This window comes from Rhizobium sp. R86522 (assembly GCF_042466255.1).
GTDB lineage: Bacteria > Pseudomonadota > Alphaproteobacteria > Rhizobiales > Rhizobiaceae > Allorhizobium.
In genome coordinates this window covers 3023471-3037892 of record NZ_JAXHBX010000001.1, presented here as the reverse complement: position 1 = coordinate 3037892, position 14422 = coordinate 3023471, and the positions used below count along the sequence as shown (strand labels likewise).

General features: G+C 61.5%; 14 protein-coding genes. 8 read left to right on the top strand and 6 right to left on the bottom strand.

The window, feature by feature from the left end:
• Window positions 1-37 precede the first annotated feature (37 nt).
• A complete protein-coding gene (locus tag SJY08_RS14760) occupies window positions 38-769 on the bottom strand; it encodes a hypothetical protein (protein WP_377278619.1) in 732 nt (243 codons plus the stop codon).
• 62 nt (window positions 770-831) lie between these two features.
• The gene (locus SJY08_RS14755; protein ID WP_377276575.1) at window positions 832-2139 is read right to left on the bottom strand and encodes a hypothetical protein; all 1308 of its coding nucleotides are present in this window, start codon (window positions 2137-2139) and stop codon (window positions 832-834) included.
• A gap of 286 nt (window positions 2140-2425) precedes the next feature.
• Between SJY08_RS14755 and SJY08_RS14750 the strand changes: the two genes are divergently transcribed.
• The 7 genes from SJY08_RS14750 to SJY08_RS14720 all read left to right on the top strand — a co-directional run bounded on the left by SJY08_RS14750 (window position 2426) and on the right by SJY08_RS14720 (window position 9294).
• Window positions 2426-3457, top strand: coding sequence for a substrate-binding domain-containing protein (locus tag SJY08_RS14750; RefSeq protein ID WP_377276573.1), 1032 nt, complete (start codon window positions 2426-2428; stop codon window positions 3455-3457).
• A 264-nt stretch (window positions 3458-3721) separates the two neighbouring features.
• Window positions 3722-4873, top strand: coding sequence for an extracellular solute-binding protein (locus SJY08_RS14745; RefSeq protein ID WP_300890284.1), 1152 nt, complete (start codon window positions 3722-3724; stop codon window positions 4871-4873).
• 35 nt (window positions 4874-4908) lie between these two features.
• Complete coding sequence (locus SJY08_RS14740; protein ID WP_069042204.1) at window positions 4909-5748, top strand: ABC transporter permease; 840 nt, start codon at window positions 4909-4911, stop codon at window positions 5746-5748.
• 5 nt (window positions 5749-5753) lie between these two features.
• The gene (locus SJY08_RS14735; RefSeq protein ID WP_377276571.1) at window positions 5754-6578 is read left to right on the top strand and encodes an ABC transporter permease; all 825 of its coding nucleotides are present in this window, start codon (window positions 5754-5756) and stop codon (window positions 6576-6578) included.
• Between the two features lie 25 nt (window positions 6579-6603).
• Complete coding sequence (locus tag SJY08_RS14730) at window positions 6604-7650, top strand: ABC transporter ATP-binding protein (protein WP_300890286.1); 1047 nt, start codon at window positions 6604-6606, stop codon at window positions 7648-7650.
• Window positions 7640-8488 (top strand): glycerophosphodiester phosphodiesterase, encoded by an 849-nt coding sequence (locus tag SJY08_RS14725; RefSeq protein ID WP_377276568.1) that lies wholly within the window; start codon window positions 7640-7642, stop codon window positions 8486-8488. Before SJY08_RS14730 ends, SJY08_RS14725 begins: the two co-directional genes overlap by 11 nt.
• Window positions 8488-9294 (top strand): inositol monophosphatase family protein, encoded by an 807-nt coding sequence (locus tag SJY08_RS14720; RefSeq protein WP_377276566.1) that lies wholly within the window; start codon window positions 8488-8490, stop codon window positions 9292-9294. Before SJY08_RS14725 ends, SJY08_RS14720 begins: the two co-directional genes overlap by 1 nt.
• A gap of 71 nt (window positions 9295-9365) precedes the next feature.
• Here the strand turns inward: SJY08_RS14720 and SJY08_RS14715 are convergent, their stop codons facing one another.
• From SJY08_RS14715 to ugpB, 4 genes are all read right to left on the bottom strand, one after another.
• Window positions 9366-10415 (bottom strand): sn-glycerol-3-phosphate import ATP-binding protein UgpC, encoded by a 1050-nt coding sequence (locus SJY08_RS14715; protein WP_054150757.1) that lies wholly within the window; start codon window positions 10413-10415, stop codon window positions 9366-9368.
• Window positions 10415-11263: a sn-glycerol-3-phosphate ABC transporter permease UgpE gene (gene ugpE / locus SJY08_RS14710; RefSeq protein WP_153761468.1), complete on the bottom strand. Its 849-nt coding sequence runs from the start codon at window positions 11261-11263 to the stop codon at window positions 10415-10417. The genes SJY08_RS14715 and ugpE overlap by 1 nt, the downstream gene beginning before the upstream one ends.
• 9 nt (window positions 11264-11272) lie before the next feature.
• Window positions 11273-12154 (bottom strand): sn-glycerol-3-phosphate ABC transporter permease UgpA, encoded by an 882-nt coding sequence (ugpA, locus tag SJY08_RS14705; protein ID WP_006726481.1) that lies wholly within the window; start codon window positions 12152-12154, stop codon window positions 11273-11275.
• A 77-nt stretch (window positions 12155-12231) separates the two neighbouring features.
• Window positions 12232-13539: a sn-glycerol-3-phosphate ABC transporter substrate-binding protein UgpB gene (ugpB, locus tag SJY08_RS14700; protein WP_054150921.1), complete on the bottom strand. Its 1308-nt coding sequence runs from the start codon at window positions 13537-13539 to the stop codon at window positions 12232-12234.
• A 430-nt stretch (window positions 13540-13969) separates the two neighbouring features.
• Between ugpB and SJY08_RS14695 the strand changes: the two genes are divergently transcribed.
• Window positions 13970-14377 carry a hypothetical protein gene (locus SJY08_RS14695; protein ID WP_377276563.1) on the top strand — a complete coding sequence of 136 codons (408 nt, stop codon included), beginning with the start codon at window positions 13970-13972 and terminating at the stop codon, window positions 14375-14377.
• Window positions 14378-14422 lie beyond the last annotated feature (45 nt).

Sequence of the window (14422 nt, the reverse complement as noted above, 5' to 3'; positions counted from 1 at the left end):
ACACACCTGTCTGGGAACCGGGCCCCGCCGACGCAGATCAGTCTGCCTGCTTCGCGGTAGCCACCGGGGCCGTGACCAGTTTGAACTCCACCATCTCCTCGGGCGTCAGGTAGTAAAGTCGGTCCGGAGGCGTTTCGAGCGCGTTGATCCAGAGCCCGTTGCCGATGCCCATTTCCTCAAGGTGCCGGGCAATGCGTGCCGTGGTGCTCTGCGCACCGGACATCGCCTGCTCGGGCGAGGGGCGGTCTTGCCCGGCATTGAAGACCTGGTGGACGCCGAGAATGGCATCCTCTTCTGCCTCGCGCGCCACGCCGCCGGCAAAGACCAGAGGACAGGAAGAGGCGCAGAGCGCCTTGCTCGCCACCTTGGTGTTGATGCCTTTCTCCCGGATCAGCTTCGACATGGCCAGGGCATCATTGACGGAGCCTCCCGGCGAATTCAGCGATACCGCCTGAACATATTCGCCGCGAGCAGCGATCTCCTCGGCAAATCGTTCTGCAGCACCAAGATCGATCGAACCTTCCGCTTTGAGCAAGCCACCGGTCAGCAGTTCGAACCGCATCGGTTGGCGCAGGGTTTCCGGAGAACTGCCGGGCTCCACCGGGGGCAACTGGGGAGTGCCGTCCGTCAGCGCCGGCGGAAGCACGGGGGCATCCGTGGTCATCGGATCATGGCCGGGAAGCGTAGCATGCGCGAGGCTCATCTCCCTGAGGTCCGTGAACAGGAAGGCGCCTGCAGCCGCCAGCAGCCCGAAGAAGGCGCTGCGCATCAGCAAACCGTCATCGGCATGTACAATGGCTGTTTTCAGGCGCAGGGCGAGCGAAGCTGGTTTCACGCCGGTGGTCCCTTGCGTGGCGCCTTGGCGGACATGTCGAGGCTGGTGATGTTGGAATCGATCCGCCCACGCTCGTCCTCCGCCTCGGCGGACTGGAGCGCCTGCTCGACATCGATCCCCTGTCGATTGAGCGCACGTTGCACCTCGAGCGCCTCAAGCAATTCGGCTGCGGTGATGCGCTGTGCGAAGGGCATACGCTCCTCCTGTCGCCGGATCGCTCCGTGCACCACGGTCAGGATGAAGACCAAGACGGCGGGAAGAAGATCGATCGAAATCGCCCCCGCCCAGGCCGGAATAAAATCTGCGGCGTAACGCAGAACGGCCTCTGCCGAGGACAGTGGTACGAAGCGCCGCTCCGCGACCGGCTCGCGCGCGAGAATTTCGTCGGCAGCCTCAGACAGCACTTGAGACTGGGCGGACACCGAGGTCCGGATCGTCTGCATGACCTGATCCTGACGCTCCGCGAGATCGGCTGCCCGGCCATCGGCAACAGGCGCGATGAAGCCGAGTGAAAGGTCATCGGCGGCCCGCTTGACGGAGGGGGCAATCGAGGTCTGTTCCAGCGATGTGATGACGCCGGAAAGGGCGACTACCTCGGCAGAGAATTCATCGCTGCGGGGAGCGATTGCCCCGGGCGCCGAAACCAGCGTGCGCATGGTCGCCAGATGAGCGCGTCCCTGGTCAAAGAGCGTCGTGACCCGCTCGCGCGATGCGACAATGCCGGCCTCGAGTTCGCTCAGCTGCGAAGACATCTGCGTCAGAAGCTGAACGACGCTGCCCGCACCCGTGGTGCCGGTGAGCGCGCCATTCTGCCGTTCATCTTCGGCGAGCCGCGAAAAGCGCTCCGATGTCCGCTGGATGTCTGGCAACAGGCTTTGGGCGGCGAGCGCATTCTGATGCGCCTGATCGAGATCCGCCGTGTAGTCCTGCACCGTCTCTGCGAGATGCTGTTCGAGCGCCGCAGAGCCTGCAAGCGCCGCCGCATTCAGCCAGCTCGACATGGCAATGATCATCGCGCAGCCGAGTGCCATCACGCCGATCATGGCGCCGCGCGCCGCAGCGCCGGTTACATGGGGGTGGAAGCGCGCCATGTAGGACCAGAAGGCATAAATCGCGACCGAGACCGAGGCCGAATAGATGATGGCGGCAAAGAAGACCGCGGTCGGTGAGCCATCGAGAAGGCTGCGAACCCCCAGATAGGTGTAGACACCGGACGCAAGGGCCAGAACGGCGAGCGCAAAGCGGGTCATGGTTTCGACGGCAAGGACGCCATCCTGCAAACGATGCGATGCGCCAAGCGCCATGGAGACCTCCGACAGGAATGAATTCTTACCAAGTTCTTAAGAAGCGGGCGAAATGAAGGCTGAGGCTTAGCTGTCCGTTCTTCAGAAATCGGCCTCGTCCACCATGGCGAAAACCCCTAATCGGTACGAATTGCAACCAATTTCGGCCCGGTGCCTCAACCGTCTGCTTCACCCTTCTCACGAATTTGTGTCACACTAGACGCGTAATGCGCCCTCTGTCCCGTTCAGTCAGGCCCGCAACTGGGCTTGTCGGAACGAGCCCCTAACTCTCTATTGGTTTTGCTGCATGCGTAAGAATGGCTCGCCGCTTTTTGTCAGCGCCAGAATGGTGGCCGAGCGTGCCGGCGTGTCCCGTTCGGCCGTGTCACGCACCTTTACCGAAGGCGCGAGCGTGTCTGAGGAAACGCGTCGAAAGGTCGTCGAAGCGGCCGAGGCGCTTGGCTATCACGTCAATCACTTGGCCCGCCAGCTGCGCGAGCGCAGCAATATCGTGTGTCTGATCGTCTCGGATCTGACCACGCCCGTCAGGGCGGCGATGGTCGACCGCTTGACCCGCAAGCTTCAGGCGGCCGGCAAGATCACCGTGGTTCTCAATACCGAGAGTGACGAGGCAAGCGTCAATCACGCCTTGAAGCTCACCTTGCACTACCGCGCTGATGCGACGGTGGTCCTGTCGGGAACGCCGTCGACGGGACTGGTGAAAACGGCGCTTGCCAACGGCCAGCAGGTTATCCTGATCAACCGCGACGACGGTCTGGAAGGCTGCGACAATGTCGGGCTGGACAATGCGACGGCCGCAAGAGAGGCGCTTTTCCTCCTGAAACGGGCCGGGTGCCAGCGCCTCGGGATCTTGACCTCTGCTGCTCGAACCCCGAGCCTGGTGGAGAGAGAAGAGCGCTTCCTCGAAGCGGCAGCCGATGAAGCGATCAGGGTGACCGTCTTCGAGGCGGACGCTACCAGCTATCGCGCCGGTTTCGAGGCCGCCAAACGCGTCTATGCCCGGTCGGAACCTCCGGACGGTGTGTTCTCGGTCACCGATCTGCTGGCGATCGGCTTCATAGATGGGGCACGCCTCGAATTCGGCCTGAGGATCCCGGAAGATCTCTGCGTCATCGGCTTCGACAATATCGAACAGGCTTCCTGGGAAGCCTATCGCCTGACAACCTTCGAGCAGCCACTCGATCGGATAGCGGCGCATGTCGTCAGTCTCCTGACGGAAGTGCAAGACCTGACAGGGGCTCCGCAGGGGGACGGAGCGGTCTTCGAGCCGGTTGCCGTCTGGCGCCGCTCCGTTCGTCCCCAACCTGGGACGACCTAATGCACGCGTGTGCATTGCGCTGGTGTCATCAAACCTTCGTCTAATCCCTGTAGGACGGAAATGCCCGTTCAAGCGCGTTGCACGCATGTGCAAGCGCATGGTGCAGACCTGCAGAGGGGCCGAGGCGGTGGTCCCTCTGCAGGCGTGCCCGGGCGAAGCATTTCGAGAGATGCAGGCTGCAGGCCCGTCTGGGTCAATGTCGCGGTGTCTCGGGGTTTGATTGTAAGCCGACGCCGAGTGGCGCGGCAGCCAAGGGAGAAGACGATGAAGCGTCGCGCATTCCTGATTTCCACGGCCGGCACCGTTGCCGGAATGATGATCCTGCCGAAGCTGTCCTTTGCAGCCGAAGGCCAGATCGACTGGTATACCGGCTCGGATGCCAATGTGCTCGATTTCTGGACCAACACTGTCAAGCCGGCTTTCGAAGCGGCGCATGCGGGCGTGAAGCTCAATCTCGTCGATGCCGGTGACAATGCAGGCATCCAGTCCATCGCCGAGCGCGCCATCGCGGCAATGCAGACGAACACCGACCCGCAGGCCGATTACTTCGAGCATACCGATCCGCGTCTGCCAAAGGGCGCCATCGAAGCCGGCCTCTACGTCAACATGAAGGAAGCTGGCCTGTCGAACTATGCGAAGGTCAACCCGCTCGCGATCGATAGCGACTTCTCGCTTCCCTATCGCGGCAGCCAGGTGCTTCTCGCCTATGACACCACCAAGCTGTCGGCGGCCGATGCGCCGAAGACGTGGGATGCGCTCGTCGCCTGGATCAAGGCAAACCCCGGCCAGTTCGTCTACAACCGCCCAGACAAGGGTGGTTCGGGCGGAAACTTCGTCCGTCGTGCCATCCATCAGGCAAACGGCCTCGACCCCAAGGCATTCACGGTGGACAACTACACCGAAGCCTTCGGCAATGAGGCCCTCGGCAAGGCCTGGGAACTGCTCAAGGACATCGCCCCGTCGCTCTACGACAACGGCGCTTACTCCTCCGGCAACACCCAGTCGATTCAGTTGCTCGCCCAAGGCGTGGTGACCATGACCCCGGTCTGGTCCGACCAGGTTCTCCAGGCGATCGCCCAGGGCGTCCTGCCGGAAACGACCGGCATCGTGCAGCTTCAGGATCTGGCTCTTTGCGGCAACTTCTCGCGCGCCGTGGTGCTGAGCAATGGCAAGAACCGCGATGCAGCCCTGAAGCTGGCCGACTTCGTCCTGACCGAAGAGATCCAGGGTGCCATCCTCTCCGAGCTCGGCGGCTTCCCTGGCGTCAGCTGGGAACATGTCTCCGCCGATCTGCGCGAGAAGTTTGCCGCTATCATCCCGAACAGCATTCCGACCTTCCCGTCGGGCGCCTGGGAAGTCGCCGTCAATGACGGCTGGTACCGCAATGTGGCACCGACCATCGACCGGAAGTCGTGAGTTCAGGCGTGAGTGCGTCTGCCATATCCAGAACCATGTCGGGCAGGGGGCTTATTGGCCTCCTGCTCGTCGCCCTACCGGTTTCGCTTGTCGGATGGCTGGTCATCTGGCCAATCATCAGTGCCGTCCTGCGCACGGTGTGGCGGACGTCGCCCGATGGTGAGGCAGGTTTCGACCTGTCGAGCTACATCTTCTTCTTTTCCGATGCCTACAGTCTCAACAATCTCAGCCTGACGCTCTGGACCACAGCGGTCTGTGCACTGCTGCTCCTGGTCGTGTCGCTTCCGATCGCGCTTTACCTGCGCTTTGCCAAGGGCGGTATCGCCTCCTATGTGCAGGCGCTTGCCATCCTGCCGATGTTCGTTCCATCGATCATTCTCGCCTATGCCCTGATCCGCGTGCTCGGGCCGAATGGCATGGTCGACCTGCTCTTGAACTTCGCCGGCCTGCCGAAATTGAGAACGCCCTATCTCACGCCCTGGGGGCCGGTGATCGGACTGGTTTGGGACAATATTCCGCTGACGGTGCTGATCCTGCTCTCGGGTCTCGGCTCGGTGAGCAACATGGCGATCGAGGCGGCGCGGGATGTCGGTGCAAGCAGGCTTCGGGTTCTCCGGCACATCATTCTGCCGCAGATCACCAACTCCATCCTGGTGGCACTCTCCTTCGCCGTACTCGGCATCTTCTCCGCCTTTACGCTGCCCTATCTGCTCGGCCCAGCGTCGCCCGAGATGATGGGTCCCTTCATGCAGCGCACGTTCCGGGACCTGAATGATCCTGTTGGAGCGATAACGCAGGCTGTCATCACCTTCGGCTTCTGCATTGTCTTTGGCCTGTTCTATGTGCGCTCCGTCGCCCGCAACCAGGGGAGATGAGGTAAATGAATCAATCCATTGCCCCACCGCGCCGGATCGATGGCACCGGCATTCTGCTCGCGCTCGTCCTTTCGATCGTCGTCGTCCTGCCTCTGCTCGTCGTCGGCATCTGGGCATTCACCGAGGTCTGGCGCTATCCGAATGTGCTGCCACAACAATTCGGTCTGCGGTTCTGGGAGCAGACGCTCAACCGTTCGGACGTGTGGAGCGCGCTGTGGCTGAGCCTGACGCTCTCGGCCGTGGTGACGCTTGCCTCCGCGGTCATCTGCCTGCCGGCAGCTTATGCCTTTGCGCGGATGCGGTTTCCAGGCCGGGACCTGTTGTTCTTCTCGTTTCTTGCAGGCCATGCCTTCCCGAAGTTCGGTCTCCTCGTCGCCATCGCCGCGATCTTTCTGCAGCTAGACCTGATCGGCACCTTCTGGGGTGTGGCGCTTATCCAGCTCGTCAACACGCTGATGTTCATGATCTGGATCCCGGTTGCCGCATTCCAGGCCGTCGATCGCCGCATGGAAGAGGCTGCCCGCGACGTGGGTGCAGGCCCGTTCCGTGTCTTCTGGTCGATTACCTTGCCCCAGGCCGCGCCCACCATCGCGGCGGCCCTTCTCCTGACATTCGTCGGCACCTTCTATGAGACGGAAGGCGCCTGGCTGATCGGCGCGCCGGGCATCCGCACCATGCCCGTGCTGATGATCAGCTTCATCAACAACCAGATGGTCATCCAGTTCGGCGCGGTCCTGTCCGTCATGCTCTGGGTCCCCTCCTTCATCGCCCTGATGTTCGCCCGCCGGGTGATCGGTGGCAACGCCTTTGCCAAGGGCTTTGGGGGATGAACAACAGCCTTACAGGAATGCCAAGATGTCCAAACTGAGCATACGCGCGGTCTCCAAGATCTTTGGGGCAGGAACCACCGCCGTCGACAGCGTCTCGCTCGATGTCGCGGATGGCGAGCTGGTCTGCCTGCTCGGGCCTTCCGGCTCCGGCAAGTCGACCTTGCTGCGCATGGTGGGTGGTTTCGAACAGCCGTCAGCGGGTACCATCGCGATCGACGATCAGGACGTGACGCGTCTGCCGCCGGAGCAACGTCCGACGGGCATGGTCTTTCAGAGCCATGCGCTCTGGTCGCACATGAATGTCTTCAACAACCTCGCCTTCGGGCTGAAGCTGCGCAAGCGGCCCGCTGCCGAAATCCGTGACAGGGTCGAGGGCGTGCTCGAGCTGGTCGGCCTGAAGGGCTACGACCGACGCATGACCAACGAGCTCTCGGGAGGCCAGCAGCAGCGCGTCGCACTCGCACGCTCTCTTATCCTCGAGCCGAAGATCCTGCTTCTGGACGAGCCCTTCGCAAGCCTCGACCAGCATCTTCGGGAGCGCTTGCGCGAGGAGGTGCGCGACATCCAGCTTCGCCTGAAGATCACTACGCTCTTCGTCACCCACGGGCAGGACGAGGCCCTCTCGATGGCGGACCGCATCGTGGTCATGCAAAATGGCAGGACCGAGCAGGCCGATCGGCCTGAGATCATCTACCGCGATCCGCAAACGCCCTTTGTCGCTGGCTTCATCGGCACGATGAACTTCGTCGAAGGCAAGGTCGAGAACGGCCGTTTCGTGCATCCCGACCTGTCTGTGGACATGCCCGTCTCGGATGGCCCGGTCACACTGGCCGTCAGGCCTGAAGCGCTCGATCTGGTCAGCACGGAAGATGGCGCGGCAGTTGTCCACCGCGTGACCGATTTCGGAACCCATGGTCTGGTCGATCTCCATCTCTCCGATGGTACGCGGCTCAAATCCATGGTGCGCAGCCCCGAACCCTTCCGTTCCGGCCACGCCGTGGATCTGCGTCCCCGCGCCTTTGCCGCCTTCCGCGACAACGTCAAACTCTACCGGTCCTCTGATGCAGCCTGACCCCGTATTCCTCGACCACCAGGGTCACAGGACCCTTATCAAGTGGCACCGGGCGCGGAGAAAAGCCTCTGACGCCGAATTCACGCCGACCCGCATTCTCGACGCCATGCGTATCGGCGCGAGTGTCGAGGTGGATCTCGTGGTGCATGCCGACAAGGGTTTTGCGATCCTGCACGATCTCGAACTCGATCACGGCACCACCGGATCCGGCCTGGTCTGCGAGACATCAGCCGAAACGCTGCGCCGGCTTTTCCTGCGCGGAAACGACGGGGAGCCGATCGCTGACCGGGTCATGTTGCTCGAGGATCTCTGTGACCTATTGGCTGCAAATCCTGCCCATCGCGATGCCCTTCTGCAGCTCGACTACAAGGAAGACCTGTCGCGCCTGTCGCCGGCCGTCATTGCCAGTTTTGCGGCGGCCGTTTCCAAGGTGGCGCATGCGATGATCCTTTCGGGTGGCGATAGCGCTGCCGTCGCGTCTCTGGCTGCCGCCACGCCTGGGCTCAGAACCGGATACGACCCGACCTATGTCGGCGTACTCGATGACTTGCAATCCCGGGAGGACTTCTCGCGCTTTATTGCGGCTGCACTGAAGACGGCACCGGAAGCGGCGATGATCTATCTCGACTACGAACTCATTCTGGCGGCCGATGCTGCCGGCGTCGATCTCATCCGCGCCGTGCACGACGACAACCGGCGTGTCGATGCCTGGACGATCCGGTCGATCAATGCGGCCACGCTTGCAAAGATCCGCCGTCTCCTCGACCTGCGGGTCGACCAGATCACCACCGATGACCCCGAAGGTCTCCTGTTTGCATTGGCCGAAGGAGCCGCTTGATGTCCATCGATCCCGCAATCGTCCTGACCGACATGGTCGAGGCTGCACGGCGCGCCGGCGCGCTGACGCTTGAGCATTTTCATCGCAGGGAGACACTCGAAATCGGCGTGAAGGGACCGGGCGATTTCGTCAGTATTGCCGACGAGCAGTCCGAAACCCTCATCCGCGATCACCTGCTGACGCGCTATCCCGACTGGAGCCTCAGCGGAGAAGAGTTTCCGCCGGTCAAGGGTGTGGATGACACCTATCGCTTTCTCGTTGACCCGATCGACGGAACCACCAATTTCCTCTGGGGTCTCGACTATACGATCACGATTGCATTGCGGCGTGCCGGAGAGACGATCTGCGGCCTCGTCTACAATCCGGTGACGGACGAGATGTTCACGGCCGTCAAAGGGCAGGGTGCTTACCTCAACGGCAAGCGGCTCGAAATGCGCGACAGCGCCGATGTCAGCCAGATGGTGGTCGGAACCGGCCTTCCCACGCCCAACCTCTCCATGCATGCCGGCGCCTATGCACGGCTGGATGCGATCCGCGCACCGATCGGCGCCGTCCGCGTTCTCGGCAGTGCCGCCAATTGTTGCGCCTATGTCGCCTGCGGTCGCTTTACCGGCTACTTCGAGCAGACCGGTTTCGTCGATACGGCAGCCGGGATTCTTCTGGTGGAAGAAGCCGGTGGGGTGGTGACCGACTGGTGGGGCCGGGGACCGGAGTTCTTCGAGAAATCCGGTTTGCTGATCGTCGCCAATCCCGGCACACACCGGTTTCTCCTGAACCACCTGTCGAGTGTCCAACGGGCAGATTGAGGTCTCGGACCGTGCCAGGCAGCCATCGAAGCGGGGCCGGAAGGCCCCGCTGATGTATCGAACCGATGGTATCAGTTGAGACGCGCGCCGTTTGCATCGAAGTAGTGCAGGTCCGATGGCTTCGCGCCGATCTGCACCATGTCGTCCATCTCGATCCGCGAGCGACCCGCCACACGGAAGACGATGTCGCTGCCATCGGTAAGCGTACCGTGCACGTAGCTTTCGGCCCCGACCAGTTCGACTGCCGCGACCTTGACGCTCGCCGTGAAGATCTCGTCCCCCGGCACGTCCGTGATCAGGTGGAGGTCTTCCGGGCGAATGCCGAGGGTGGCGGTGCCCGACGGGACCGACGCATCTGACGTCATCGACCAGCTGTCGGTCTTCTTCGCCATCTGCAGCAGGTTCATCGAGGGTGACCCGATGAAGGTTGCCACGAAGGTCGTCGCCGGGCGCTCGTAAAGCTCGATCGGCGTGCCGACCTGTTCGATACGCCCGGCATTCAGTACAACGAGCCTGTCGGCGAGCGTCATCGCTTCCATCTGGTCGTGGGTCACGTAGACGCTGGTTGTGGCGAGCGACCGCTGCAGCCGCTTGATCTCGACGCGCATCTGCACGCGCAGCTTCGCATCAAGGTTCGACAGCGGTTCGTCGAAGAGATAGGCCGCCGGCTCGCGGACGATGGCGCGACCCATGGCAACGCGCTGACGCTGGCCGCCGGAAAGCTGGCGGGGCTTGCGCTCCAGGAACTGCTCGATCTCGAGTGCCTTGGCCGCCTGCTCGATGCGGCGGTCAATCTCGTCCTTCGGCGTGTTGCGGTTCTTCAGACCGTAAGCCAGGTTCTGGCGGACGGTCATGTGCGGGTAGAGCGCGTAGTTCTGGAACACCATGGCAATGTCGCGCTCGGATGGTTCCAGCTGGTTGACGACCCGGTCGCCGATCGCGATCTCGCCGCCTGAGATGCTCTCAAGGCCGGCAATCATGCGCAACAGCGTGGACTTGCCGCAGCCGGATGGCCCGACGAGAACCACCAGTTCTCCATCGGCGATTTCCAGAGACACGCCTTTGATGGCTTCGACATTGCCATACATCTTGCGGACATCGTTCAAAACAATCTGGGCCATTACTTTTCTGTCTCCACAAGACCTTTGACGAACCATCGCTGCATCAGAACGACAACGATGATGGGAGGGATGATGGCGAGGATCGCCGTAACCATGACGTAATTCCAGGGCGTGGAGGCGTCGGTGAAATCGACCATGCGGCGAAGGCCGATGATGATGGTATTCATCTTCGCATCGTTCGTGACCAGAAGCGGCCAGAGATACTGGGTCCAACCATAGATGAAGAGGATTACGAAGAGTGCTGCGATGTTGGTGGTCGACAGCGGCAGCAGGATGTCCTTCATGAAGCGGAACGGCCCGGCATTATCGATGCGCGCGGCTTCAACCAGCTCGCCCGGTATCGTCAGGAAGAACTGTCTGAACAGGAAGGTTGCCGTGGCTGACGCCATCAGCGGGAGTGTGAGCCCAGCATAGGTGTCGATCAGCCCGAGATCCACGATCACCTTGTAGGTGGGCAGAATGCGCACCTCGACCGGTAGCATCAGGGTGATGAAGATCATCCAGAAGAAGAACATCCGGAAACGGAAGCGGAAGAAGACGATCGCGAAGGCCGAGAGGAACGAGATGATGATCTTGCCGACGGCGATCGCGATCGCGACGACGAAGGAATTGAACAACAGCCGTTCGAGGCTCACGCCGACGACGCGCTCCACGCCGCCGGACATGGCTTCCGTGTAGTTTTCGACCAGATGGTCGCCCGGCAACAGCGACATGGGCGGCCGGATGATATCCTGCGAGCTCATCGAGGACGCGATGAAGGTGTAGTAGATCGGAAAGGCAACGACGATGATGCCGATGACGAGGATCAGGTGGCCAATCAGATTGGCGATGGGGCGTTTTTCAATCATGTCCGGTCCTCAGCCGTAATGAACCCGCTTCTCGACGAAGCGGAACTGGAAGGCAGTCAGGCCGATCACGATGATCATCAGGATGACGGACTGCGCTGCGGATGAGCCGAGGTTCAGGTTGACGAAGCCGTCATTATAAACCTTGTAAACCAGCGTTTCGGTCGCCTTGGCCGGGCCACCACCGGTGACGGCATGGATGATGCCGAAGGTATCGAAGAAGGCGTAGACGGTGTTGACCACCAGCAGGAAGAAGGTCGTCGGCGCCAGAAGCGGGAAGATGATGGTCCAGAACCGCCTGCTGCCGCGGGCCCCGTCGATGGCGGCCGCTTCGATGAGCGATTTCGGGATCGCCTGAAGGCCTGCAACGAAGAAGAGGAAGTTGTAGCTGATCTGCTTCCAGGCGGCGGCGAAGACGATGAGCGCCATAGCCTGGTCGCCCTTCAGAAGCGGATCCCAATCAAAGCCTGTGGAGCGCAAGAGATAGGCAAGCGTTCCCATGGCCGGGTTGAACATGAAGAGCCACAGCATGCCTGCAACGGCAGGGGCGACGGCATAGGGCCAGATCAGCAGCGTGCGGTAAAAGGTCTGGCCGCGGACCACCTTGTCGGCCGCCGTGGCCAGAAGCAGCGCGACCGCCATCGAGACGAGAGCCGTCAGCGCGCTGAACACGATCGTCACCTGAAACGCGTGCAGGTAATTCGGATCCGACAGAATGTTGGAGAAATTGGCGAAGCCCACGAAGGTGCTTTTGAGCCCGAACGGATCTTCCCTCAGCATGGACTGGTAGATCGCCTGGCTTGCGGGCCAGAAGAAGAAGACCAGCGTCAGGATGATCTGGGGCGCCAACAGCAGATAGGGCAGGATTTTGTTCGGGAAGTGAACCGTGTGCAAGGCGATGCTCCTCAGCCGGCCATGGAAAAAGCACTGCCCGCACCTTGCGATGCGGGCAGTGTCGTCATTCGGTCAGATCAGTTGCTGGAAACGGAAGCGATGGCTGCATTGCCACGCTCGACGATCTTGTCGAGCGTCGTCTTGGCATCCTGCGAGCCGGCCAGCATGGCTTCGAACTCTTCGTTCATGATGTCGCGAACCTGCGGCAGGTTCGGCAGACGCACGCCCTTGGAGTTTTCGGTCGGAGCCTTGCCGGTCATCTGCAGGATCGGCGTTTCGCGCGCCGGGTTCTTCTCGTAGAAGCCCGAGGACTTGGTCGCTTCATAAGCCGCATTGGTCACCGGAAGATAGCCGGAAACCTGGTGCAGGCGTGCCTGGATTTCCGTCTGCGACAGGAAGTTGAAGAACTGGGCGATGCCCTTGTATTCTTCATCGCTCTTGCCGCCGAAGACCCAGAGGCTGGCGCCGCCCGGAATGGTGTTCTGCGGGCCATTGCCTTCGTAGTAGGGAAGCTGGCCGATACCGTAGTTCATGCCCGACTTGACGATGTCGCCAAGGCCGCCGGAGGACTCGGTCATGATCGCGCATTCGCCGGAAAGGAACAGCTGCTTGGCCTCCGAGGTGCGGCCGCCGTAGCGGAACGCGCCATCCTTGGCCAGATCGGCGATCGACTGGAAGTGCTGGACGTAGAGATCAGAATTGACCTTCAGTTCGACGGTGCCGCCGGCAAGACCGTTTTCATTGGTGCCGTAGGACACGTTGTTCCAGGCGGCGAAGTTCTCGGTCTGGATCCAGGTCAGCCAGGTCGACGTCATGCCGCATGGAGCCGCGCCGCTGTCCTTGATCTTGCGTGCGGCTTCGAAGACTTCCGGCCAGGTCTTCGGCGGGTTTTCTGCGTCAAGGCCGGCCTTCGTGAAGGTATCCTTGTTGTAGTAGAGAACTGGCGAGGACGAATTGTAGGGGAAGGACAGCATGGTGCCGTCAGGCTTCGAATAGTAGGCAACGATGCCGGCCAGATAGTCGGACTTGTTGAACTCGAAGCCACCCTTCTGCAGCACTTCAGCAACCGGAACGACAGCGCCTTCAGCGCCCATCATGACGCCCGAGCCAGCGTCGAAGACCTGAATGATAGCCGGTGGCTGCTTGGAGCGGAATGCGGCGATGCCGGCATTCAGCGTTTCCGGATAGGTGCCCTTGAAGACGGGCATGATCTTGTAATCGCTCTGGCTCTCGTTGAATTCCTTGGCCAGTTGGTCGACAACTTCGTTATTGGCGCCGGTCATGGCATGCCACCACTGCAGTTCCGTGGCAGCAAAGGCAGAAGAGCCGAAAGAAAGCGAAAGGGCGAGGGTCGCCGCGGATGCAGCGAAACGTTTCGTGGACATGGTGCCTCCCTGATGTTCCACTTGGCCAAGCGACAGGCTGGCCAAGACTTGCCCTACGTCAGATCCTCCCAGATCTGCGTGAGCGCGCTTCGTTTGAAGCGTCCCGCATTCAAAACGAAAACATATGAACCTGCAACGAAATTGTGACAGTCGGTTGTCCGGAGCTGTGTACAATCAAAGATCGCGATCGGATGCTATTGAAAACGTGGGCGGAGAGGGATCTGCGCGGCACAAGGCTCGCCTTCTCGATCGCTCGCCACCACTTTCGCAAAGGCCAGATGACCTGCATTTCGATCACATGCACGTAAAAGCGCGGTCCATCGACCCGAACGCCGGCTGGTGGCGAGCGGTCCGACAATAGAGGAGGCTCGAGCTTGCTGGTTGGAAAAGTGCTTTCGGATGTGCCACATCCGTCCTCGGAAGGATGGTCATGGACGATCAAGACTTGAGGCATCACACGCCGCTTCGGCAGCGCGCGCACCTGAAAGCCGTCATTGCAAGTCTGTTTGCCTCGCTGCTCCTGGTGTTAGGCGGCGATGCTTTTGGTCGTCTTCACCACGGATCTTCCAGCGCAAGCGTCCTGACCAGCTCGGATGCCGGACAACTGGTTGCCGCCGCCGCCAGTGACACCCGCTATATCAGCGCATCCGAACGGTCCTCGCGACCGAAGCTGAGGCCGGGCGAGGCGGGTGATGGCTTTGTTGCGCCCGAGATCCACGCCGTCTCGACAAGCCGACAGGGTGACCGGGCCAAACGGATCCTTTCCGACCGCGCCCTCTTTCATTCGCCGCTGGCCTATCGGTCGCGCGCACCCCCAACGATCCAGCCCCTCGTCTGACCGTTTTGCCGCCATCTTCGTGATGGCTCGAACCGTTTGCGCCAC